Source organism: Streptomyces cyaneofuscatus, from assembly GCF_000718135.1.
Classification (GTDB): domain Bacteria; phylum Actinomycetota; class Actinomycetes; order Streptomycetales; family Streptomycetaceae; genus Streptomyces; species Streptomyces cyaneofuscatus.
This window is the reverse complement of sequence record NZ_JOEM01000007.1, coordinates 274,761-297,161: the sequence shown is the minus strand read 5'-3', so window position 1 is coordinate 297,161 and position 22,401 is coordinate 274,761. Positions and strand designations below refer to the sequence as shown.

The 22,401-nt window shown below is 74.5% G+C and carries 17 protein-coding genes; 5 read left to right on the top strand and 12 right to left on the bottom strand.

Annotated elements, in window-relative coordinates; all coding sequences use genetic code 11:
* Positions 1–10: 10 nt before the first annotated feature.
* Genes IF17_RS0113935 through IF17_RS0113925 form a run of 3 tightly spaced genes read left to right on the top strand, consistent with a single transcriptional unit; the run spans position 11 to position 5,051 of the window.
* Positions 11–1,366 carry a nitroreductase family protein gene (locus tag IF17_RS0113935; RefSeq protein ID WP_030565619.1) on the top strand — a complete coding sequence of 452 codons (1,356 nt, stop codon included), beginning with the start codon at positions 11–13 and terminating at the stop codon, positions 1,364–1,366.
* The gene (locus IF17_RS0113930; protein ID WP_030565617.1) at positions 1,363–3,174 is read left to right on the top strand and encodes an ABC transporter ATP-binding protein/permease; all 1,812 of its coding nucleotides are present in this window, start codon (positions 1,363–1,365) and stop codon (positions 3,172–3,174) included. Before IF17_RS0113935 ends, IF17_RS0113930 begins: the two co-directional genes overlap by 4 nt.
* Entirely contained in the window at positions 3,171–5,051 is a 1,881-nt protein-coding gene (locus IF17_RS0113925) for an ABC transporter ATP-binding protein (RefSeq protein ID WP_051883984.1), read from the top strand. Before IF17_RS0113930 ends, IF17_RS0113925 begins: the two co-directional genes overlap by 4 nt.
* Here the strand turns inward: IF17_RS0113925 and IF17_RS0113920 are convergent.
* The 3 genes from IF17_RS0113920 to IF17_RS0113910 all read right to left on the bottom strand — a co-directional run bounded on the left by IF17_RS0113920 (position 4,948) and on the right by IF17_RS0113910 (position 10,387).
* Positions 4,948–7,497 carry a SpoIIE family protein phosphatase gene (locus tag IF17_RS0113920; RefSeq protein ID WP_032771919.1) on the bottom strand — a complete coding sequence of 850 codons (2,550 nt, stop codon included), beginning with the start codon at positions 7,495–7,497 and terminating at the stop codon, positions 4,948–4,950. The genes IF17_RS0113925 and IF17_RS0113920 overlap by 104 nt on opposite strands.
* Positions 7,498–7,726: 229 nt before the next feature.
* Complete coding sequence (locus tag IF17_RS0113915; protein ID WP_030565611.1) at positions 7,727–8,983, bottom strand: glycoside hydrolase family 26 protein; 1,257 nt, start codon at positions 8,981–8,983, stop codon at positions 7,727–7,729.
* Between the two features lie 123 nt (positions 8,984–9,106).
* Positions 9,107–10,387: a cytochrome P450 gene (locus IF17_RS0113910; protein ID WP_030565610.1), complete on the bottom strand. Its 1,281-nt coding sequence runs from the start codon at positions 10,385–10,387 to the stop codon at positions 9,107–9,109.
* A 214-nt stretch (positions 10,388–10,601) separates the two neighbouring features.
* Here IF17_RS0113910 and IF17_RS0113905 point away from each other — a divergent pair, with 214 nt between their 5' ends.
* Together IF17_RS0113905 and IF17_RS0113900 are read left to right on the top strand one after the other, a co-directional pair.
* Positions 10,602–11,090 carry a tyrosinase family oxidase copper chaperone gene (locus IF17_RS0113905; RefSeq protein WP_030565608.1) on the top strand — a complete coding sequence of 163 codons (489 nt, stop codon included), beginning with the start codon at positions 10,602–10,604 and terminating at the stop codon, positions 11,088–11,090.
* 37 nt (positions 11,091–11,127) lie between these two features.
* Positions 11,128–11,991, top strand: a complete 864-nt coding sequence (locus IF17_RS0113900) for a tyrosinase family protein (RefSeq protein ID WP_030565605.1) — start codon at positions 11,128–11,130, stop codon at positions 11,989–11,991.
* 70 nt (positions 11,992–12,061) lie between these two features.
* Here IF17_RS0113900 and IF17_RS0113895 read toward each other — a convergent pair whose 3' ends face one another.
* From IF17_RS0113895 to IF17_RS0113855, 9 genes are all read right to left on the bottom strand, one after another.
* Entirely contained in the window at positions 12,062–12,343 is a 282-nt protein-coding gene (locus IF17_RS0113895) for a chaplin (protein WP_030565603.1), read from the bottom strand.
* Between the two features lie 139 nt (positions 12,344–12,482).
* Complete coding sequence (locus IF17_RS0113890) at positions 12,483–13,631, bottom strand: GNAT family N-acetyltransferase (protein ID WP_030565601.1); 1,149 nt, start codon at positions 13,629–13,631, stop codon at positions 12,483–12,485.
* Entirely contained in the window at positions 13,628–14,329 is a 702-nt protein-coding gene (locus IF17_RS0113885) for a YveK family protein (RefSeq protein WP_030565599.1), read from the bottom strand. Before IF17_RS0113885 ends, IF17_RS0113890 begins: the two co-directional genes overlap by 4 nt.
* On the bottom strand, positions 14,326–15,462 hold the full coding sequence (locus tag IF17_RS0113880) for a glycosyltransferase (RefSeq protein ID WP_030565597.1): 1,137 nt from the start codon (positions 15,460–15,462) through the stop codon (positions 14,326–14,328). The genes IF17_RS0113885 and IF17_RS0113880 overlap by 4 nt, the downstream gene beginning before the upstream one ends.
* The gene (locus IF17_RS0113875) at positions 15,459–16,271 is read right to left on the bottom strand and encodes a polysaccharide deacetylase family protein (RefSeq protein ID WP_030565595.1); all 813 of its coding nucleotides are present in this window, start codon (positions 16,269–16,271) and stop codon (positions 15,459–15,461) included. Before IF17_RS0113875 ends, IF17_RS0113880 begins: the two co-directional genes overlap by 4 nt.
* Entirely contained in the window at positions 16,261–18,063 is a 1,803-nt protein-coding gene (gene murJ, locus IF17_RS0113870) for a murein biosynthesis integral membrane protein MurJ (RefSeq protein ID WP_030565593.1), read from the bottom strand. The genes IF17_RS0113875 and murJ overlap by 11 nt, the downstream gene beginning before the upstream one ends.
* Positions 18,060–19,412 carry an O-antigen ligase family protein gene (locus IF17_RS0113865; protein WP_030565591.1) on the bottom strand — a complete coding sequence of 451 codons (1,353 nt, stop codon included), beginning with the start codon at positions 19,410–19,412 and terminating at the stop codon, positions 18,060–18,062. The genes murJ and IF17_RS0113865 overlap by 4 nt, the downstream gene beginning before the upstream one ends.
* Before the next feature lie 2 nt (positions 19,413–19,414).
* On the bottom strand, positions 19,415–20,914 hold the full coding sequence (locus tag IF17_RS0113860; RefSeq protein WP_030565589.1) for a sugar transferase: 1,500 nt from the start codon (positions 20,912–20,914) through the stop codon (positions 19,415–19,417).
* A complete protein-coding gene (locus tag IF17_RS0113855) occupies positions 20,911–22,086 on the bottom strand; it encodes a glycosyltransferase (protein ID WP_425315169.1) in 1,176 nt (391 codons plus the stop codon). Before IF17_RS0113855 ends, IF17_RS0113860 begins: the two co-directional genes overlap by 4 nt.
* Between the last annotated feature and the right edge of the window lie 315 nt (positions 22,087–22,401).

Sequence of the window (22,401 nt, the reverse complement as noted above, 5' to 3'; positions counted from 1 at the left end):
GCACGCGCCCATGCCCCAGGCTCCTCCCGCAGCCCCCGGCCTCCTGAGCCGCGCCCTGGCCGACGCCAGGTCACCCCGCGTGCCGCGCACCGTCCCGTATCTGCCGGAGCGCGCCTTCCCGTGGGGCGGCCCGGGGCTGCACCCGGCCGGGGCCGGGGGAGGGGTGGACCTGGACCGTGTTCTGCGGCTGTCCCTCGCCGCGCCCCGGAAGGCAGGCGGCCGACTGCGGCCCGTCGCCTCGGCGGGCGCGCTCCATCCCGTACGAGCGCACCTGCTCGTCGGCCCCGGCTGCTCGCTGCCGCCCGGGCGGTACGCCTACGACCCGCGCGCCCACCGTGCCCACCCGCGCGGCCGGGCCCCCGCCGACGCGCCCCCGGGAGCCGTCGTCGTCCTCACCGTCACGGCCGCCCGTACGGTCGCGCACTACGGGCACCGCGCCTGGCCGCTTCTTCTGCTGGACGCCGGTCACGCGGCGGCCGCCTTGGCGCTCGCCGCTGCCCCGGGCGACGTGCGGGTCTCCCTCGACGCGGACGGTGAAGAGCTCGCCGCGGCGGCCGGACTGCCCCGTGCGGCCGATCGGCAGACCCGAAGGCCCGGCGTTGAATCCGAACTCCCCCTCGTGGCCATCTGGTTGCGGTCCGCAGACGCGCTCGCCCCCTCAACTGCCCCGCTCACCGCGTGGGCCGCCCTGCCCTGCGCCGCCATTCCCCTCCCGCAACCGGGCGCCGGCGGCAACGCCACGCCCCGCGAACTGTTCGCTGCCCGGCACCTGTTGACGCATCTGTCGGCAGGTGCAGACTCCACCTGGCACCCGGCCGCCCGCCCCACCCCGGTGACGGACGAGACCCTCCGTACGCGAAGGAGCGCACCCCCCTCCGACCTGGCGCACCCACCAGCCCCCGACCTGCTCGCCCGGGTCCTGGCCACCGCCGAGGGGGCCCGGCCGGACGGCCCCGCCTGGGCCGCGGCCGTCGGCGGCGACGCCCCGGGGCTCCTCACGACCGCCGGCCCCCTCGCCACCGGCGATGCCCGCCCCACCCTCGCCCACTGGGCGGCGGGCCAGCGGTGGATCGGTACGGCAGGCGCGGTGCTGGTCGCCCACGGCTGCCCTGCCGACGCCCCGCCGTCCCGGATCCGCCGCAGCCACCTCGCCGCCGGTTACGCCGCCGGGGTCGCCCAGGCCCACGCCGCCGCCCTCGGGCTCCGCTCACGCCCCATCGGCTCCTGGCTCCAGGCCGACCTCGGCGCCGCACTGGGCGACGCCCCCGGACACGACTGGATCGTCCACGGCCTCGCCCTCGCCGGGCCGGCCGATCCCCCACCCCCCGCCCCACCGCCCCTCCCGGGCAAGGAAGAACGCCCATGATGCTCCACCCAGAACTCCTGCGCGCCGCCCGCACCGCCCGCCGTCCCCTCGGCGGCGCGACCGCGCTGCTCGCCGCGGGCACCCTCACCCACCTCGCCCAAGCCGTGCTGCTCGCCGTCGTCCTCTCCCGGATCGCCCAGGGCGACACGTCCGGCCTGGCGCCGCACCTCCTCACCGTGCTCGCCGTCGTCCTCGTCCGCGCCGCGCTCGGCCGGGCCCAGCGGCTGACCGCCGTCACAGCGGGCGCCGCCGTCCGGATCCGGCTCCGCGACACCCTCCTGTCCCGCCTCGGCGAACTCGGGCCCACCGCGATCACCGGTGCCCGGGCCGGAGCCGTACGCGCCACGCTCGTCGACGGCGTCGAGGGCGTGGACGCCTACGTCTCCCGCTACCTCCCCCAGGCGCTCATCACCTCGGCCGTCCCGCCCCTCCTGCTCGTCGCCGTAGCGCTCATCGAGCCGTACGCCGCCCTCGCCCTCGGCCTGGCCCTGCTGCTCGCACTCTTCGGTCCGCGCGGGTGGGACCGGCTGCTCGCCCGGCGCGGCAAGGAGCACTGGGACTCCTACGAAGCCCTCGCCGCCGACTACCTGGAAGCTCTGCAGGGCATGGCCACCCTGCGCGCGGCCGGTGCGGTGGGCCGCGTACGGGACCGGCTGGAGCAGCGGTCGGCGGTGCTCCACCGGGCGACCGTCGCCAAACTCCGGGTCTCGCTCGTCGACACCGGTCTCACCGACCTCGCCGTCCAGGGCGGCACCGCGGCCGCCGTTTTGGTGGCGTGCTCCTCGGCGGCCACCGGACGCACCGCCACCACCGGGACCTACCTCCTGCTGATGCTCGCCTCCGAGTGCTTCCGCCCCATCCGCGACCTCTCCCGCGAATGGCACGCCGGCTACCTCGGGGTCTCCGCCGCCGACGGGATCGCCGCCCTGCGCACCGCCGAACCCGCCGTCGCCGACCGGGGAACGGTGGAGGCCCGCTGGGCCACCGCCCCCGAAATCCGTTTCACGGACGTCCACTTCACCCACCCGTCGAGCGAGCGCCCCGCCCTGGACGGCGTCACCTTCACCGCACCCGCCGGGCGGACGACTGCGATCGTCGGGCCCTCCGGCGCCGGGAAGTCGACCCTGCTGAGCCTGCTGCTGCGCCAGCGCGACCCCGACAGCGGGCGCGTCACGATCGCCGGGACCGAGACCGCCGCGTACACCCTCGCCTCGCTGCGCCGGGGGATCGCCGTCGTCTCCCAGGAGACGTACCTCTTCCACGCCACGATCGCCGAGAACCTGCGCATCGCCCGGCCGGACGCCACCGGCGTACAGCTGCGGTCCGCCGCCCGGGCGGCGGGCATCCACCAGGAGATCACCGCCTTCCCGCAGGGGTACGACACCCTCGTCGGTGAACGCGGCGCCACGCTCTCCGGCGGCCAGCGCCAACGGCTCGCCCTCGCCCGCGCCCTCCTCGCCGACGCACCGGTCCTGATCCTGGACGAGGCCACCAGCGCGGTGGACGAGCGGGGCGAGGCCCGGATCGTCCGGGAGCTGCCGGCGGCGAGCCGGGGCCGAACCTGCCTCGTCGTCGCCCACCGGCTCGACGCCGTCCGCCACGCCGACCACATCGTCGTCCTCGACGGCGGGCGGGTCGAGGCATCCGGCGACCACAGCGGACTGCTGGCGGGCGGCGGCGTGTACGCCTCGCTCATCGCGGCAGGCCGCACCGCCCAGGAGCACGTGGGCGGTACCTCACAGGAGCACGTGGGCGGTACCTCACAGGAGCAAGCCGGCCGCCCCGCCCAGGAGGAGCACGCCGCATGACACCGCCCGAGCCCGCACCCCTGTCCGCATCCGTGAAGGCCACCGCCCCCCACGACACCGGCGCCCTCCGCTCCCTCCTCCCCGTCCTCGGCGCCCACCGCGCCACCGTCCTGCGCACCTGCCTCGCCGCCCTCGTCGACCAGGCGGCCCTGGTCGCCCTGGTCACCCTCGCCGCGCACACCGTGGGCACCGCGGTGATCGAGCACCGGGCCCCCTCACCCACGACCGTGGCCGTCCTCATCGGGCTCGTCCTGCTCAGGGCGCTGGCCACCTGGCGGGAGATGGACCTCTCCCACGACCTCGCCTACCGCGTCCTGGCCGAACTGCGCGTCCGGGTCTTCGACGGGCTCGCCCGCTCGGCGCCCGCCCGGATCGCGGGGCGCCGCAGCGGTGATCTCGCCGCGACCGCGCTCGGGGATGTGGAGGCCCTGGAGTTCTTCTACGCCCACGCCATCGCCCAACTCCTCGCCTCCGGGCTCGTCTTCGCGGTGGCCGCCACCCTGCTGGGTGTGCTGGGGCCCTGGCTGCTCGTCGCCGTCGTGCCCGCCGCCCTGCTGCTCCTCTGGTCGCCTCTGCTGGAGGCGCGGGGCCGCGCCGAGCGCGGGGCGCGGACCCGGGCCGCGCTCGCCGGCCTCTCCGCGGAGAGCGTGGAGAGTGTCGACGGCCTGCGTGAGCTGCTGATGGCAGGCGCCCTGGACCGTACGCGGGCCCGGCTGCGGTCCGGCGGCCGGCGCCTCGCCCGTGCCCAGCGGGCCGAGCAGTCCTGGGAGACAGGGGCCGGAGCCGCCCGCGATCTGCTCGTCGTCGGCGCCGTCATCGGGGTCGTGGCCGCCGCCGCCCACGCGGCGGGCGGCGGACGGCTCGACGGCGCCTGGGCTCCGGCGGCCATGGCCCTCGCCCTCGGCGCCCTCGCCCCGGTGGCCGAATCGGCGGCCGCGCTGGGCCGGGCGGGCAGCCTGCGCGCCGCCGCCGCCCGGGTCCGCGCGGCGGTGAACGCCCCCGCCGGGGCCCCCGCCCCCGTCTCCCCGCTCCCCGCCCCGGCGGGTCCGCTGGGCCTGCGGCTGCGCGGCGTACGGTTCGGCTACGGCTCCGCCCCCGTCCTGGACGGCCTCGACCTGACGGTGCGGCCGGGCGAGACGGTGGCCCTCGTCGGCGCGTCGGGGGCCGGCAAGAGCAGCGTCGCCCATCTCCTGGCCCGCTACTGGGACCCGCAGGAAGGCACGGTGGAGCTGGTTCCCCAGGACGCCGCCCACCCCGTCGACCTGCGGGACCTCGCCGAGGACGACCTGCGGGCCGCCGTGTGCGTCGTCGGCCAGGAAGCCCCGCTCTTCCACGGGACGCTCGCCGAGAACCTCCGCCTCGGCGCCCCCGAGGCCACCGACCACGAGCTGGCCGCCACCCTCCGCACCTGCGGCCTCGCCCCCGTCGCCGGCGCGCTGCCCCAAGGCCTGGACACCCCGGTCGGGGAACGCGGCGCGACCCTCTCCGGCGGCCAGCGCGCCCGGGTCGCCCTGGCCCGGGGGCTCCTCGGCCGCCCCCGGGTCCTCGTCCTGGACGAGACGACGGCGCACCTCGACCACCAGGGCGACGCGGAACTGGCGCGGGCGCTCGCGGCGGACTCCCGGGCCCGTTCCCGTACGACGCTGATCATCGCCCACCGCCCCGCCACCGTCCGCAGGGCCGACCGCGTCGCGGTCCTCGACGGGGGCCGCATCGTCGAGGAGGGCACCTGGGACGAGCTGATCGGGGCGGGCGGCGCGCTGACCCGGCTGCTCAGCCGGAAGAGCCGGGAGGGGGAGACGGAGACACCGGAGGGGACCCGACCGGAGGCACCGGCGGAGGCGGGGACGACGGCAGCCCCTGCTCCGCCCAGATGATCTTCCCCCGGTGCGTGTACCGGGTGCCCCAGCGCCGGGCGAGCTGGGCGACCAGGAACAGACCGCGTCCGCCCTCGTCCGTCGTCCGGGCGTGCCGCAGCCGTGGGGTGGTGCTGCTGGCGTCGGAGACCTCGCAGGTCAGCACGGACTGGAGCAGCAGCCGCAGCCGTACGGGCCCGGAGGCGTACCGGATCGCGTTGGTCACCAGCTCGCTGACGATCAGTTCGGTCGTCATCGTCAGCTCGTCGAGCCCCCACGCCTCCAGCTGGCGGGCCACCTTGTTCCGGGTCGTCCCGACGGCCGCCGGGTCGAGCGGCACCTCCCAGGAGACCACCCGGTCGGGCTTCAGCGCATGGGTGCGGGCGAGGAGGAGCGCGATGTCGTCGGGCTGCGGAACGGGCAGGAGCTCCTTCACCACCGCCTCGCACAGCTCGTCCAGCGGCAGCCCGTCCCGAGAGATCGCCCGCCCCAGCCGGATCTTGCCCTGCTCGACGTCCTTCTCGGGGCCCTCGATGAGGCCATCGGTGTAGAGGCCGAGCAGGCTTCCCTCGGGCAGCTCGACGTCGAGGGACTCGAAGGGGAGCCCGCCCAGGCCCAGCGGCGGGCCGAGGGGAAGGTCGGGGAAGCTGACCGCGCCCTGCGGGGTGACGATCACCGGCGGAGGGTGCCCGGCCCGGGCCATCGTGCAGCAGCGGGACGCCGGATCGTAGACGGCGTAGAGGCAGGTGGCGCCCAGCACCGTCGTACCGCCCCGGTCGGCCCGCCCGCCCGCCGGCTCCTCCTCGCTGAGCCGCATGACGAGGTCGTCCAGCCGGGCCAGCAGTTCGTCGGGCGCCAGGTCCATGTCGGCCAGCGTCTGCACGGCGGTCCGCAGCCGCCCCATCGTCGCCGCCGCGCTGATCCCGTGCCCCACCACGTCCCCGATGACCAGGCCGACCCGGGCCCCGGACAGCGGGATCACATCGAACCAGTCGCCCCCGACCCCGTCCTTCGCGTCCGCCGGGAGGTAGGAGGAGGCCACGTCCAGCGCCGTCCCGCCGCGCAGGGTGTGCGGCAGCAGGCTCTCCTGGAGCACCAGCGCCGCGGTGTGCTCCCGGGTGTAGCGCCGGGCGTTGTCCACGCACACCGCCGCCCGGGCCACCAGCTCCCGGGCCGGCGCCACATCGTCCTCGTCGAACGGGACCGGGTTCTGCGACCGCATGAACGTGGTGAGCCCGAGGACGGTGTCCCGCGCCCGCATCGGTACGGAGATCAGCGAGTGCAGCCCGAACTCCCGGATCCGGGCGGCCCGCGCCGGCTGCTCCACGGCCCACACGTGACTGTCCGGGTCGAGCATCGGCAGGAGCACCGGGTCACCGTCGAGAAGGAAGTGGACGCCGTGCGGCGGCGGTACGACGTCGACGCTCTCCCCGACCCGCACCACCGCCTCCGGACACCCCTCGCGCACCGAACTCATCCCCATCCTGCGCATCGGCGGCCGGGCGCCCCGCACCTCCGCGCCGAGCAGCGGGAGACCCGGCCGGGGCCCGCCCAGCGGTGTCTCCAGCAGGTCGACGGAGACGAAGTCGGCGAACCGGGGCACCGCGAAATCCGCCAGCTCCTGGGCCGTGCGCTGCACATCCAGGGTGGAGCCGATACTGGCCCCCGCCTCGTTCACCAGCGCCAGCAGCCGGCGCGCGTTCCACCGGTCGGTCACGTCCAGCACCATGTAGCCGATGCCGATCCGGTTCTCCTCGGCGTCCGCCAGCGGGAAGAACGAGCTGGAATAGGCCCGCCGGCGGTTCGGGTCGGCCCAGCTCCAGCCCAGGTACTCGTAGTCGGTGACCGGTACGCCGGTCGCCAGGACCTGCCGCATGAGCCGCTCGATGGGCGCCGCGAGCAGCCCGGGCAGCACATCGCCGGGCCGCCGCCCCAGGCGCTGCCCCCGGGGGACCCCGCCGAACTGCTCCAGTGTGTCGTTGAGCCAGATGTAGCGCAGCTCCGGATCCAGCACCGCCATGCCGACCGGCGACCGGGTCAGGAACCCCTCCAGCACCGACCCGTCCACCGTCCACTGCGGGGTGCGCTCCCGCCCGGAGACCAGGAAACCCTCGCGCCCGGCGACCAGGAACGAGGCGGAGACCCGTACGTCGACGTCGATCAGCCGGTCGTCCCGGCCGCGCAGGGCGATCTGCCCGCTCCACCCCGACCCCTCACGGCTACGGGCGGCGATCGCGGCCGTACGCCGGGTGTCCGGGGCCCCGGCCAGCAGCAGGGCGGCGGAGCGGCCCACCATCTCGGCGGCCGCGTACCCCAGCAGGGCTTCCGCCCCGCGGGTCCAGCCGATGACCGTGCCGTCCCCGGCGATCACCGCCACCGCGTCGTCGCCCAGCCGCACGGGGCCCCGTGGATCCGCGGGGGGCAGCGGGCCGGGGCCCGCCGGGGGGCCCTCGTCGGCGGATGCCATGCACCTCACCACCATCTCTAGGTTTCCATGGTCGCGCGTCACCCCCGAGTGCGCAGCGGCCCGCTCCGGCGTACGGGCTTTCGCCCGTTCGGCGGCGTGACGCGGCGGGCTGTGTCCCCGTTGGGGGAGTGACAAGCGGTTGCTTGTCCATCTGCCCCCGCGCTGGACCCGTGTGGGTGGACGGCTCCGGCTCCCCAGAGGAGGGCCGGAGCCGTTTCCATGCGCGCGGTCAGTAGCGGAAGCAGATCCGGCGTTCCTTCAGCCACTGCCCCAGCCAGTCCCCGAACGGCACGGTGACGCACCACCTGCGGGTGGCCAGCGCCTCGGGGGCGGTGGGGGTGGGCTGCACCGACGGCGTGGGCGACGGCTGTACGGCCGGCGGGACGGTCGGGCTCGGGGTCGGAGTCGGAGGCGGTGTCGGGGAAGGCGTCGGGCTCGGGGCCGTGCTGGGAGGCGCGGGCTTCACCGGGGCGGCCATGTCGGCGAGCTTCGTCCGGAACACCTTCGAGGCGCGCGGATTGCTCTTGCACTGCCACACCCCGTGCGGGCAGTAGTCCGTGATCGTCTGGTACAGCGGCTGGTGCCGGTCGATCCAGTCGAGCATCCGGCGCATGTACTCCGGATTGTCACCGTTGCGGAAGAGCCCCCACTCCGGGAACGAGATCGGCTTGCCGCGCTCCGCCGCGAAGTCGACGTGCTTCTGGAGGCCGTACGGATCGTTGATCTGGTCGTCGAAGGACTCGCCCGGCGGCTGGTCGTAGGAGTCCATCCCGATGATGTCGACGACGTCGTCCCCCGGGTAGCAGTCGGTCCAGGGCACCGCGTCCCGCCCCCGGCTGGGCGTGAAGTCGAACCGGAACTCCTGGCCCGGCACCGCACGCATCGCCGTCACGATCCGCTGCCAGTACGCCTTCCAGGACGCCGGATCGGGACCGCAGCGATGGGTGTACGTGGTGCCGTTCATCTCCCAGCCGAGCACGATCACCGTATCCGGCACACCGAGGGAGACCAGGCGCTCCGCCAGCCTGGTGAAGTGCTGGTCGTAGTCGCCCGCCGCCCCGGACCGCAGCAGACGGCGGACCTGGGCGTCCGGGACGCGCTCCTCGTTCCGCTCCAGCATGGGCACGTTGAGGACGAACATCCGGTCCTCGTCCGCCTTGCGCCAGTCGGCCCAGGCGTCCAGGAAGTCGGGGGTCCCCTCGATGTTCACCCACAGGTCGCCCGGCAGGTAGGTGTGCCCCACGCGCAGCTCGGCGCCGCCGAGCCAGCGGGACAGGTCCGCCATCCTGCTCACCCCGGCGGGCCCGTAGTCCAGGTAGGCGCCGTGCGCGGTGGAGCCGGAGCCCCTGCTGCCCTGCGGCCCCGGCGCGGCGCTGTCCACGGAATCGGTGCCCGGCGGCAGCTGCCCGGCGATACCGCCGCCCGCCAGGAGACTGAGGACGGCCGCGGCGATGCATGTGGTGACGATTCGGCGCTTGGCCGGCATGACTCCTCCTGGCTGCAAGGAAATTCCGGCCGGTTCGGCCCGATGGGAAGAGAGTTTCATCATCCTGCACCCCACGCGAATAGAGCGGTCCATTTATCGTATGCGGCGTTGTGAACGGGCCGTTCAGGTGACGGTGGAGTCGAGGGTGAAGGGCAGGGAACCGACGCGGTTGTCGAAATTCGAATCGACCAGCTTCGGATCGCCCGTCCGCCGGATGACGGGCCGTCGGGTGAGCAGTTCCCGGAACAGGGCCGTCATTTCGAGGCGGGCCAGGTGGGCGCCGAGGCAGTGGTGCGGGCCGCCTCCCCCGTAACCCAGGTGCGGATTCGGCGACCGGGTGATGTCGAAGAGATCCGGACGGGTGAAAACCGATTCATCGCGATTGGCGGACGCGTAGAGCAGTGCGACTTTCTCCCCGGGAAGAAAGGTGCGGCCGCCCAGCTCGTATTCCGATACGACGGTCCTGCGGAACTGGATGATCGGCGTCGAATGGCGGACGATTTCCTCGACGGCACCCCCGATGTACCGGTCGAAGTCCGAACGGAGCAGCTCCCGCTGCTCCGGGTGCCGGTCCAGCAGGAACAGCCCGTGCGCGATCGCGTTACGCGTGGTCTCCACCCCGGCCACCAGCAGCAGCGAGAAGAAGGCGCCCAGATCCCGCGAGGAGACGCCTTCACCCTCGATGTCCGCGCGCACCAGGGCCGAGACGAGGTCGTCCTGCGGGCGGCGGCGCCGCTCCCGCGCCAGACGCGCCATGACGAGCTGCATCATCGCCAGCGACGCGAGCCCGCGGCCGGGGATCCGCAGCCTGGCCCGGCCCCGGCGCTCGACGCCGACATGCTCGGAGGCGTGGTCGATCTGCGCGGCGATCCGCGGCCGGTGCTCCCCGGGGATGCCCATCAGGTCGCAGATCACCTCCAGCGGCAGCCTTGAGGCCGCCGACGGCATGAAGTCGCCCGGGCGCTCGGCGATCATCTCGTCCACCAGCCGCCCGGCCAGCCGGCCGATGTTCTCCTCGGTGGCGGCGAGCAGCCGGGGGGTGAAGCGCCGGGAGATGATCCGGCGCAGCGCCGCGTGCTCGGGCCCGTCCATGTTGACCATCGAGTTCCCGAACAGCGCCTTCGCCCAGCCGGCCGGCTCCGGGGTGGTGACCCCCGGCGCGCTCGCGAAGACCTTCGGGGTACGGCTCGCGGTCAGCACGTCCGCGTGGCGCACCAGGGCGTAGAACGGTTTGCCGGAGGTACGGGCGGTGCCCGGCCGGGGCGTGAAGAGCACGGGGGCCTCCAGCTGCCGCAGCCGGGCGAAGGCGGCAAGCCGCTCCGGACGGGGCAGTTGCCAGAAGGCCGGGTCGGCGAGATCGATGCGGGCCGCACGATCGTCGGACACCTGATGCGGAACGGTCATGTCCATCCACCTCCACGAGTTCGCCCGGCCATCGTCCGGTCCGGTGCGCCCCGCGCACCGCGCGACGCGGGCCTCCCGCGCGGATGGCCGTGCACGGTCACGCGTTTGACGGAACGCGCGGGACACCGCGCCACGAGAACCGTTTCGGCGCCGCCTCGTTGCCACCATCGCGAGCAACAGCAGCCCCGAGGGGTATCAACGAGAGGCAGTCACCATGAGCCGAACCACGGATCCGGGCGGTGGCGCACCGCGGGGAACACGCGGTCCGTCGCGCCGGATCGTCCTGCGCACCGCTTTCACCGCGGCCGTCGCCGGAGGCACCGCCGCGGTCCTCCTGCCGGTCCACGACCACGGGCCGGGCACCGCCTCCGCGCCCGCGCAGGGGCCCGGCCACACCGCCGCCGGGGCGGAGGAGTTCGCCGAGATGTACCGGGGCCGGGAGATCCGCGGATCGGTGACCGTCCTGGTCCCGGCCGGCGAGGCGGGCGGCGCCGGGACCCACGGCACCGAGCCGGTCACGGAGATCCGCATCGACGGCCGCCCGCTGCACGTCATGCGGCGCGCGGACGGCACGTATCTGAGCGACGTCACGCACTACGAGTCGTTCCCCACGCTCCGTGAGACGGCCCGCGCCGCCGTGGACGAGCTCGGCACCGCCCGCCTCGCGCTCCCCGACCACAGGCGCACGTGGCACCACAAGTGAGCGTCGCACCGCACATGAACCAGGAGGAACGGAACCGGTGTACACCCGCAAGAACCAGCGCGACCTCACGCGCACCGAGAAGCGGCGTCTCGTCGACGCGATCCTGAAGCTCAAGAAGTCGGGCCGCTACGACGACTTCGTCGTCATGCACCGCGAGTTCTACGTCATGGACACGGAGAACCGTCCGCGCCCCGCCCATATGACGTCCTCGTTCTTCCCCTGGCACCGCCGCTACCTGCTGGAGTTCGAGCGGGCCCTCCAGGCCGTCGACCCGGGGGTGAGCGTCCCCTACTGGGACTGGACCAAGGACCGCTCGACCACCTCCTCGCTCTGGGCGGAGGACTTCCTCGGCGGCAACGGCCGGGCCGGCGACCGGCGCGTCACCACCGGCCCGTTCGCCTACGCCACGGGCAACTGGAGTGTCGGCCGCGGGGTCACCGACCAGAACTGGCTCACCCGCAACTTCGGCAGGCCCGGCAACAACCCGGTCTCCCTCCCCACCGCCGACGACGTGGCGCGGGCGCTGAAGGACCCGGTCTACGACACCGAGCCGTGGAACAGCATCAGCACCGAGGGGTTCCGCAACCGCATCGAGGGCTGGGGCATCCACCGGGTGCGCAACGTCGGCAACCACAACCGGGTCCACCAGTGGGTCGGCGGCCCGATGGCCGGGGCCGCCTCCCCCGAGGACCCGGTCTTCTGGCTCCACCACTCGTTCATCGACCTGCTCTGGGACCGCTGGCGCAAGGCGCACCCCAAGGCCGCCTACCTGCCGGGCCGCAAGCCCGCCTCACCCGGCCGGGACCGTGACTACGTCTTCGGGCTCGACGACCCGATGCCCCCGTGGAACGTCACCCCCAGGAAGCTCCTCGACCACAGCAAGATCTACCGCTACGCCTGAGCGCGCACGGCGAAACGGCCGGCCCCCTCCGGGAAGGAGGGAGCCGGCCGCTTCGGTGCAGCGGGGGTGATCAGCGGCCGTAGCCGTAGTCGCCCTTGTCGTCGTGGCCACCGTCGGCGTTGACGCAGGTGTTGCCGAAGGCCGGGTTGAGCAGCCCGATCACGTTGACGGTGTTGCCGCAGATGTTGACCGGCACGTGGATCGGGACCTGGACGACGTTGCCCGAGAGGACACCGGGGGACCCGATGGCCGCACCCTGTGCGCCGGCGTCCGCGGAGGCCATGCCGGCGCCGCCGGCGATGAGGGCACCGGTGCCCGCCATGACAGCGGCGACCTTCGTAATACGCGACATCAGAACTCCTTGTAAGGAAGGGGGGTTGCTGCGGAGCACGAGGCCCGCATGCCCTGACAACGCGAGAGGCGCCGGACGGTAACGGATCGACGCGAAGGCGATGTTTCCGGTGTTGTCCCACGGCCTGTCGCGGCCCGCCTCACCGTCCGATGACGGGAAGCGTGGTAAGCCGCCCGTGCCAGTCGCGCGCGGCGGGGAACCGGGTCTTCACGGTCTCCACGGCCCGCTCCCGTACCGCCACCTGCGACTCCCGCAGCCGCAGCAGCGGCTCCAGACCAGGGCGGGCCAGCAGGAGCCGCTGGTTGACCACCGTGACCGGCTGCCAGTGGTTCTTGTACTGCTCCGCGCCGCGCAGCAGGCTCAGCACCTCACGGCCGCTGTCCGAGGCCTGCTGGGAGACCTCGCGCAGCAGCATCGTCGACACATCGACCTTCCGGTCCCGCAGCCCCGGGTCCGCCCCGTACATGTAGCCGCCCGCCAGATGCCCCGACTGCAGGGTCAGGTTGGCCGCCACGACCTCGCCGCCCATCCGGAACTCGGTGACGGCGGCCGTACCGTCGCCCACCATCCGGCCCACCGAGCGGACCAGGTGGTCCGAGAACCGGGCCCGCAGGTGCTCCGGGTTGACCCCCCGGTCCCGCCACTGGAGTTCGTGGAGCCGCAGCAGGGTCCCGATGGCCGCCGGCACGCCGTCCTGCGGGATCGTGCGGGCCTCCACGTCCAGCGCCTCGATCCTGCGCAGTTTGGCCCGCAGCCGCTGGCCCCGCGAGCCGGTGAGCCGGCCCACGAGGTCGCCGAGCGGCCGGGCGGGCAGCTCCATGCACGTCGAGTCCGTGAGCCGGCTCCGCGCGCCCGGCCACCGCCCGAAGAGCAGCTGCGCCGACGCGTCCGGCCGGACCTCCCGCAGGTCGACCACGGTGTGCCGGGCGGCCCGGTCCAGACCCCGCTGGAGCGCCCCGACCGCGTACCCGGCCTCCTCCTCGTCCAGCAGGATGTCGAAGAAGTCGGAGATCGCCCCGCCCATCGGCACCAGCAGCGGCATCGGACGGTGCACCAGCATCAGCGGCGCCGCCCCGATCAGCCGCCCCGACCGGCGCACCAGCAGGACCCGCAGCCTCCCCTCCTGACCGTAGGAGATCCACCAGGAATGGAGCCACGCGTGGCTCTGGAACGGGGTGGCGGTGGCGCAGCGGCGGTGCAGCGCGTCCCACTCCCCGGCGAGCGCGCCGAACTCCCGGAAGTCACGGCAGAGCGTCACGGTGAGGCTGCCCGCCCGGTCGGCCGTCATCGCACGAGCTCCCGGTCGTCGGTGGTGGAGGTGTGGTCCTCGGCGGTGGTCGGTCCGGGCACCTGGGCGGAGACGCTCCAGCCCGCGCGGCGGGGGCGGACGAGCAGGACGAGCCCGCCCAGCAGGCCGCCCGCGGCCGCGCCCACGGCGGTGCCCAGCGGCACCGACGGCGAGACCGGCTGGTCCGGCTTCATGGCGTGGGTGAACTTGATCAGCTTCACCCCGGTGTCCTTGGAGACATGGCCGCTGCTCACGATGACGGCCTCGATGACCGCGTTGGCGATGTCGGCCGCCTTGCCCGCCTTGTCGGAGGTGCCCGTCACCGAGATCATCGGCGAGTCGGGGGAGGTCTCCGAGCGGACCTGGGAGCGCAGGGCGCGCACCGGCTCACCGGCCGCCCCCTGGGCGTAGGAGAGGGTCGCGTCGCTCGTCACGAGGCGCCCGTAGGACTGGGCGTAGCCGAGCGCGGCCCCGGGGACCGCCTCCTCCTCGGCGACCGCCATGGCGTAACTGGTGGCCTCGTACTGCGGGGAGGCGAGCAGCCCGTATGAGAGCCCGGACGCGGTGCCGAGCAGCACACTGACGGGCAGGGGCCACCAGTGGGGCAGCCGGGTGAGGGCGGTGCGCAGCTGGGCGGGGGCGGTACGCAGCCGCTTCCGCAGGAAGGCGGAGCGCTGCTGCTCGGGAGACTCGGTCATGAAAGGGCTCTCCGGTTCGGTGGGGCGGTGTCGAGGGCGTACGCGTACACGTCCATCAGGCGCTCGCTGCTGCGCCGGATGTCGTAGTGGCCGACGGCCCGCGGCGGCGGGCTGCGGTCCGGGCGGGCCTGTATCCGCTGCCGCAGCACGGCGGTCAGCTCGTCGGGGCTCCCGGCGATCCGGGTGGCCCCCGGGGCGTGGGCGGCGGACAGGTCGTCGATGGCCGGGCAGGCGTCGTGCAGGACGGGCAGCCCGGCGGCGAGCGCCTCCACGGCTGCAAGCCCGAAGGACTCCTCGCGGGACGTCGACACGAAGGTGTCGACGGCGCTGAGCAGGGCCGGGATCCCGGGCACCGGGCCGCTTCCGCCCGCGCCGCACTCCCCGAGGAGGCGGATCCGGTCCGCCGCCCCCAGCTCGGCCGCCAGGGTCCTGAGCGCCCCGGCCTCCGGCCCGTCACCGGCCAGCAGCAGCCGGGCCCCCGGCAGCGCGGCGACCGCCCGTACCGCCACGTCGAAGCGCTTGCCGGGCACCAGCCGGCCCACCCCGCCGACCACGAATGCGTCGTCGGGGATCCCCAGCGCCGCCCGCACGGCGAGCCGCCGGTCCGGGTCGAAGCGGTAGCGGTCCGCGTCGATGCCGTTGGGCACCAGCCGGATCCGCTCGGCGGGCACTCCCCAGTCCCGCAGCCGCCCGGCGACCGTGGAGGAGACGGCGACCGTGGCCGCGCCGAGCCGCTCGGTGGAGAGGTAGAGGGCGCGGATGCCCCGGGTCAGCGGGCGGCCCTCGATCTCGGCGCGCCCCAGGGAGTGTTCGGTCGCCACGGCCGCCCGGACGCCGGCGAGGCGGGCGGCGATCCTCCCGTACACACAGGCCCGGTAGAGGTGGGTGTGGACCAGGTCGTAGCGGCCGTCGCGGATCAGCCGGGTCAGCCGTCCGACGGCCGACAGGTCCCGGTTGCCGCGCATCCCCAGGTGGATGACGCGCACTCCGTCGGCCCGCAGGCCGTCCGCCACCGGGCCCGGATTGGTGAGCGTCACCACGTCGCACTCCACCGGCAGATGGCGCAGCAGCAGCCGCAACTGCTGCTCGGCCCCGCCGACACCGAGCCCGGTGATGACGTGCAGCGCCCTCACCGGGGGCCACCCGCCCGTACCGGGGAGGCCGTACGGGCGCCCGCGCCGGGGACCGCCCCGTGGCGCAGCCCGTGCCGCAGGTCCTTCGCCCAGAGCCGTACGCCCCGGTCCGCCTGGCTGATGTGGGTGCGGGGGAGCGCGAAGCGGCTGATCAGCGGGCCGGGAGCCAGCGCGCAGCCGTATCCGTAACCGGCCGAACGGACCGCGTCCGCCACCCGTCGGTCCAGCGTCCCGTACGGATAGCAGAAGCCCTCCGGGAGCGTGCCGGTGAGCTCGGCGATCAACTCGCGGCTGCGGACCGTCTCCTCGCGCAGCTCCTCGTCCGCCCGCGTCGTGAGGTCCTGGTGCAGCAGACCGTGCGAGCCGACCTCCATCCCCGCCTCGGCGACGCGCCGGATCTCGTCGTGGGTGAGCAGCGGCTTGCGCGGTCCCAGCGGGTCCCACTCGTTCACCCCTCCCGGCCGCCCCGGCAGGACGAACACGGTCGCGGTGCAGCCGTGGACGCGCAGGACGGGCAGCGCCTCGTGGAGGAAGTCCGCGTACCCGTCGTCGAAGGTCAGCCCGACCACATCCCGCCGCCCCGCCGCGTGGGCCCGCATCAGCTCCGACACCCCCACCCCCCGCAGCCCCCTGCTGCGCAGCCACGCCAGCTGCTCGCCGAGCCGCCGGGGGGAGACGGTGATGCCGTACGGGTCGTCGTCGGTGTCGGTGACCGAGTGGTACGTGAGGATCCACGGCTGACGGCGGGTGTGCGGGCGGAGCCGGGACGAGGGAGCGTCGGCGCAAGGCGCCGGGGGGTCAGCGGCCATCAGTGAACCTCCGTCGGATGAGTGCCAGCAGGGAGACGACCTCGGGCGAGCGCAGGGCCAGCCCGGTCAGGAAGAAGACGGCGGGAACGAGGACACACCCGGCGGCCAGGCTCAGCACGGCGTCGGGGACCAGCTGCGCCGCCGCCCAGCCCGCCGCCCCGGCCACCAGCGCCGCGCCCGCGAGGCGGCCGAGCGACAGGGCGACCGCCCTGGCCCGGATCGGGACCACCCGGGTGCCCAGACCCATCAGCAGGAGCAGCGCGGTCGTGCTGATCCCGACGGCGTTGGCGGTGGCGATACCGGCGACGCCGAAGCGGTACGTGAGCGCGTACCCGGCGCCCATCGTGACCAGCAGCCCGGTGCCCATCGCGAACGCGGGGAACCAGGTGGGCCGGCCGGACGAGAAGAACGGCCGGCTCAGCGCGCCGACGAGACAGTGGCCGAGCAGCCCGGCCGCGTAGACCCGCATCACCTGTGCGGTGGCCTCGGTGTCGGCGGTGTCGAACGCACCGCGCTGGAAGAGGACTTCGATGATCTGGGGCGCGTAACCGAGGACGACCGCCGTGCCGAGCAGCACGACCATGCCCGCCAGCGCGAGGTCCCGTTCGACCCGCTGCCGGGCCTTCTCGTGGTTCCCGTCGGCCATCGCCCGCGCGACGACGGGGAACGTCACCGTGCAGATCATCAGGGAGAGCACCATCGGCATCTGCGCGACCTTCTGCGCGTAGTTGAGGTGCGAGATGGCGCCCGCCGGGAGCGTGGAGGCGAGGAACCGCTCCACCAGCACCTGCGACTGACGGCTCACCACGAACAGCACGACCGGGGCGAGGACTGCCACCCCCAGCAGGGGGGCGGTGCGCGCGGCACGCTTCCTGAGCCGGCCGAGGCGGGGGCGTGCCAGGGGCAGCAGGCGCAGGAGGGTGGGGAGCTGGGTGAGGATCATGAGCAGGCTGCCGACGGCGACACCCGCCGCGGCCGCGCGCACTCCCCACACCGAGTGCAGCGCCAGGGTCATGCCGATGATGCCGATGTTGTACGCGACGTAGACCCCGGCGGGCGGCAGGAAGCTGCGGTGGGCGCGCAGGGCGGCGCTGAAGTAGCCGGTGATGCCGAAGGTGAGCACGGTGACGGCGGTGAGCCGGGTGCAGTCCACCGCGAGGTCCGGATCGGCCAGCCCGGGCGCGAGGACGCGGACGACCCAGGGGGCGCCCGCCATCAGCAGCGCCGCTCCTGCCATGAGGAGGACGCAGAGCCGGGGGAGGGTGGCCGCCACCAGCTCCCGTACGGGGTCGGGGCCCGGCTCCCCGGTGTCGGTCCTCGGGGCGCTCCCGGCCTCCGCGCGCCGGGTGAGGGCGAGGCTGAAGGCCGGGACGAGGAGCAGCGCCATCCCGTCCTCGATCAGCAGCGTCGCCGCCATCTCCGGCACGGTCCAGGCGATCAGGAACGCGTCACTGGCGTCGCTCGCGCCGAAGTACCGGGCGATCGCCTGGTCCCGTACGAGGCCGAGTACCGCCGCGAGCACGGTCAGCGCCGCCGTGCCCGCCGCCGCACGGGCGAGGAAGGAGCCGAGCCCGGGAGCCTCGCCGCTGTCCGCCGGTCCCGGCGCGGTGTCGACGGCCGTGGTCCCCCCGGGGCCGGAGCCGGGAGGCTGCCCGGGCCCCGGAAGCAGGGGAGGGACGGCCTCCGTGCGAGGAAGCGCCTTCTGGGGGAGGGCGTCGCGGGGGCGGTCGTCGAGCGGAGGGGCCTCGCGGGGGAGGGCCTCCGCCTCCGTCCCCGTACCGGTGTCGCTCACGTGGTGCCCGCCTTCTCCGGCTCGGCCAGCGCCCACCAGGCGGCGAGCCCCAGGACGACGCCGCTCAGCACGGTCGTGGGCCCGCCGATGTCGGAGTACAGGAAGTTGACGCTCTGCCAGGCCATCAGGGCGACCGCCACCAGCCCGCAGTCCACGGCCGTGTGGCCGCGTGAGCGGGCCCGGACCAGCCTGCGTACGGCGCCGGTGAGGATCGCCGCCCAGCTGCCGACGACCGCGGTCAGACCGATGAGGCCCTGCTCGCTGAGGATGAGCAGATACATGTTGTGCGGGGAGAGCAGGGCCTGCCGGCGGAACTGCTGGCCCGCCCCCGCCGTGTCGCTGCCGGAGGAGAGGCCGACCGAGGCGTGGGCGTCACGGTGGGCCGGGAACCCCTTGAGGCCGACCCCGGTCACGGGCTGCTCGCGCCACATGGAGCCCGCCGCGCTCCACATGGCGTACCGGTCGCTCACCGACCGGTCGGGGGCCCGTGTCACCTGGGTGACGCTGGCGGCCCGCTCGGAGATCATCTCCGAGCCGATGCCGAACCCGCCGACCAGGACCACCCCGGTGGCCCCCAGCACCGCCAGCGAGGTCAGCGCCTGACGGCGGCCCGTCAGGCAGAGGGCGACCAGAAGGGCGGCAGCCGTGGCGATCCACACCCCCCGGCTGAAGGAGAGCGCGAGCGGCACGATCAGCCCGACGGCGACGACAGCGGCCGCGGGGCGCAGCCAGGCCGGTGCGGTACGCGGGGTCCGCAGAGCAAAGGCGGCGGCGGCCAGCAGTCCGTAGGCGACGACCGTGGCCATCCCCATGATGTCGCTGGGCCCGAACGTGCCGACCGCCCGGACCTCCTCGCCCATGTACGAGGCGCCGGTCCCGGTGACGTACTGGTCGACGCCCACGACACCCTGGACGAGGGCCAGGACCACCAGTGCCCCGGCGACGATCCGGAAGCCGTGGGCGTCCTTGAGCAGGAGGCAGACGGCGGCCGGGACCAGGACGAAGACCTGGAGGTAGCGGACCAGACCCGGCAGCGCGGCGCCGGGGTCGGCCGCCGTCACCGCCGCCACCGCGAAGCCCACGGCGGGCAGCCCCAGCACGAGGGCGGCGGCCCCGCCGAGCGGGCGCTGCCGGAGGTACAGCAGCCGCCCCGCACAGACCAGCACCGCGACGCCGGAGGCGATGTCGGCCGGTCCCACCCCGCCGCCGACGGCGTACGGCAGGGCGGGCAGCAGGACGGTCGCGATCAGGGGGAGCAGCGGCCACCGGCTCCGCCAGCCGCCCGAAGGCGGACGCGGAACGGTACGGGCCGGGGCCCCGGGCGCCGGTGCGGTGAGGGTGGCGGCCATGGTCAGCTGCCTCCGAGCCGGAAGAAGGAGCCCACGGTCCGCGCCAGCACGCACGCGTCCTGCCACAGCGACCACGTCTCGATGTACCGGTTGTCGAACCGGGCCCGCTCCTCGATCGAGGTGTCACCGCGCAACCCGTTCACCTGCGCCAGCCCCGTGATGCCCACCGGCATCCGGTGACGGGCCTGGTAGCCGGGGTGCGTACGGCTGAACTGCGCGACGAAGAAGGGGCGTTCGGGCCGGGGCCCGACCAGGCTCATATCGCCGCGCAGGACGTTCCACAGCTGCGGCAGCTCGTCCAGCGAGGTGCGCCGCAGCAGCCGTCCGGCGCGGCTCATCCGTCCGTCGGAGGCCACGTTCCACCGGGTCGCCGACTCCTGGGCGTCGGCGGGCCGCAGCGTACGGAACTTCAGCAGGACGAACGGGCGGCCGTGCCGGCCCACCCGCTCCTGCCGGAAGATGACGCCGGGCCCGTCCGAGAGCCGCACCGCCAGCGCGCACACCGCCATCAGCGGGGACAGCAGCACCAGACCGGTCCCCGCCAGGAGGGCGTCCATCACCCGCTTCGCCGCATGGCTCACGGGCCGGTGCGTGCCGTCCTGGAGCGGGTGGGCGGCGAACCCCCACAGGTGGTCGGGGCGGCCCCCGGCAGGGCGGGTGGCGACGGCGGTGTCGCCGGTGACCAGCCACACCCGGCAGCCGTGGCCGGTGAGCAGGGCGAACAGGGCGGCACCGTCCGGGGTGGACTCGGGCGGGGCGGTGAACACCGCGTGCCGCACGCTGTTCTGCACGACGGCCCGTCCCACCTCCTGCGGGGTGACCAGGACCGGCAGCGGCACACCGTCCGGCCGCGCGGCGGTCTCCTCCGTGGAGGCGGCGGAGGCGTCGGGGCCGGCGGACGCGGCGACCCGGCCGACCGGGCGCAGCCCGTACCCCGGGTGGTCGTACAGCGCCGCCGCCACCTGACGGGCGACCGGGCCGTGGCCCACGATCAGCGTGGACAGCGGGTTGCGGATGGCCGCCCGGTGCCGGATGCGGTGCACCACCGCGCGGCCGGAGGCGCACAGCACGGTCTGGACGGCTGCCGCGTACGCCAGCACCGCCCAGCCGAACGCGTGGGCCGGGGCCCAGACATCGACGACCTCCATGGTCACGTACCACTGGAGCAGGGCGAGGCCGAGGAGCGCGGGCACTTCGGAGAGCACCGAGGGGGAGAGGCCGAGGCGGTAGAGCCCCCGGTACGCGTGGAGCAGCACCTGCGCCACCGCCTGGACGGCGACCACGGGCCAGGGCCAGCCGGCCGGGGCGCACAGGGCGAACGTGCCGGCCAGCGCCGCCGCGTCCGCGCCGAGCAGCTGCGCGGCGGGCGCGAAACGCACGGCGGCGCGTCCACCGCCGAGCTCCCGCGTACCGCCGTCGCCTCTTCGCGGCGGATGAACCGTGGGCGTCTGTACGACTGTTGCCTGGCCGGCGCCGGGGGCCGGTGCACTCTCCATCGTCATCGCTCGGTGCGCTTCCTCATCGTGGGGCCGGACAGGGAGACAATTTCCTGGTAGAGACCGGCAACCGCCCCCGCGGTCCGTCGGACGTCGAACGCCGCCCGGGCATGGCGCAGGGCCCGGTGGGACACCGCCTCGCGCAGCTCCGGATCCGTGAGCAGCGCGGTGAGCGAGGCGGCGAGCGCCGCGGGGTCCTCGGGCGGTACGAGGAGGTGGTCCTCGTCGCCCGGCGCCACGCTCTCCCGCGCCCCGCTCACATCGCTCATCACCACGGCCCGGCCGCAGGCCATGGCCTCCAGCGGGGCCAGCGCCATGCCCTCCCAGCGGGACGGCAGGACGACGACATCCGCCGCGTGGATCCACGGCCGTACGTCGGCGCTCGCCCCGGTGAACAGGACGCCGGCCGGAGCCGTGGCCTCCAGGCCGGCCCGGTCGGGGCCGTCGCCGACGAGCACCAGACGCGCGCCCGGCACCCGCAGCCGCCGCCAGGCGTCGAGCAGGACGTCCTGGCCCTTCTGCCGGGTCAGGCGGCCGACGCAGACGACGAGGGGAGCCCGTGGATCCACCCCGTCCAGGAGCGGCAGCGCGGCCCGGGCCGCGGTCCGCTCGGCCTGCCCGCCGGGACGGAAGCGGTCGAGGTCGATGCCGTTGTGGATCACCGACCAGCGGGCGGCGATGCCCGCCTGCTGGCCGGTGCGCCGCTCGGACTCGCTGACGCAGAGGATGTGGTCGGCCCAGCGCGCACCGAACCGCTCCCACCCCAGGGCAAGTTCGGCGGTACGCCCGTCCACGGCCTCGAAGGACCAGGCGTGCGGCTGGAACACCGTGGGCACCTTGCCCCGTACGGCGATCCGGCCCGCGAGACCGGCCTTGGCGCTGTGCGCGTGCACCACGTGCGGGCGGCAGTCGCGGACGATCCGCCGCGCGGCGGCGACCTCACCGGCCAGTCGCGGCCCCGGGGCCCGGGTGGCGGACCAGCCCCGGACCTGAGCCCCGGCGGCGGCCGCCCCGACGGCCAGCGGGCTCCCGGGCGGGCAGGCCACCACGGGCCGCAGCCCGGCGACGGTCTGGGCCCTGACGAGATCGGTGACGACCCGGGCCACTCCACCGTCCACGGGCTGAACCAAATGAAGGACCGTCAATTGTCTTTCTTCGGCACGACGCATGTGCAGCACGTACGGCTCTCTTCGCTCAATCCGGTGAGTAAAGCCGAAGTGCACTTTGGCAGACATGTGGCGAAATCGTGCGCGTGACTCGCTCATACGACCACGTGGGGATGACCCGTACGATGCCGCTGATCAGGTGGTCCGCGCGGCCGTTCCGTAACTTCGCGAAGGCGGCGGATCACGGCGGCGAAAGGGTGTCGGGGGAGAGGCCGCAGCCCAATTACGGGGGCGGGCCGACAAAATTGCGCCGGTCAGGTGTCACCCCGTTCGCCGCATCTCGGCGGCGGCCGGTTGCCGCATTGCTTGGCGGCACCACCGAACTGA

What these genes read in the sequence shown, in the direction of transcription:
- IF17_RS0113935 (WP_030565619.1), top strand. Translation starts at nt 11, where the DNA reads ATGCCCCAGGCTCCTCCCGCAGCCCCCGGCCTCCTGAGCCGCGCCCTG.
- IF17_RS0113930 (WP_030565617.1), top strand. Translation starts at nt 1,363, where the DNA reads ATGATGCTCCACCCAGAACTCCTGCGCGCCGCCCGCACCGCCCGCCGT.
- IF17_RS0113925 (WP_051883984.1), top strand. Translation starts at nt 3,171, where the DNA reads ATGACACCGCCCGAGCCCGCACCCCTGTCCGCATCCGTGAAGGCCACC.
- IF17_RS0113920 (WP_032771919.1), bottom strand. Translation starts at nt 7,497, where the DNA reads ATGGCATCCGCCGACGAGGGCCCCCCGGCGGGCCCCGGCCCGCTGCCC.
- IF17_RS0113915 (WP_030565611.1), bottom strand. Translation starts at nt 8,983, where the DNA reads ATGCCGGCCAAGCGCCGAATCGTCACCACATGCATCGCCGCGGCCGTC.
- IF17_RS0113910 (WP_030565610.1), bottom strand. Translation starts at nt 10,387, where the DNA reads ATGACCGTTCCGCATCAGGTGTCCGACGATCGTGCGGCCCGCATCGAT.
- IF17_RS0113905 (WP_030565608.1), top strand. Translation starts at nt 10,602, where the DNA reads ATGAGCCGAACCACGGATCCGGGCGGTGGCGCACCGCGGGGAACACGC.
- IF17_RS0113895 (WP_030565603.1), bottom strand. Translation starts at nt 12,343, where the DNA reads ATGTCGCGTATTACGAAGGTCGCCGCTGTCATGGCGGGCACCGGTGCC.
- IF17_RS0113890 (WP_030565601.1), bottom strand. Translation starts at nt 13,631, where the DNA reads ATGACGGCCGACCGGGCGGGCAGCCTCACCGTGACGCTCTGCCGTGAC.
- IF17_RS0113885 (WP_030565599.1), bottom strand. Translation starts at nt 14,329, where the DNA reads ATGACCGAGTCTCCCGAGCAGCAGCGCTCCGCCTTCCTGCGGAAGCGG.
- IF17_RS0113875 (WP_030565595.1), bottom strand. Translation starts at nt 16,271, where the DNA reads ATGGCCGCTGACCCCCCGGCGCCTTGCGCCGACGCTCCCTCGTCCCGG.
- IF17_RS0113865 (WP_030565591.1), bottom strand. Translation starts at nt 19,412, where the DNA reads ATGGCCGCCACCCTCACCGCACCGGCGCCCGGGGCCCCGGCCCGTACC.
- IF17_RS0113860 (WP_030565589.1), bottom strand. Translation starts at nt 20,914, where the DNA reads ATGACGATGGAGAGTGCACCGGCCCCCGGCGCCGGCCAGGCAACAGTC.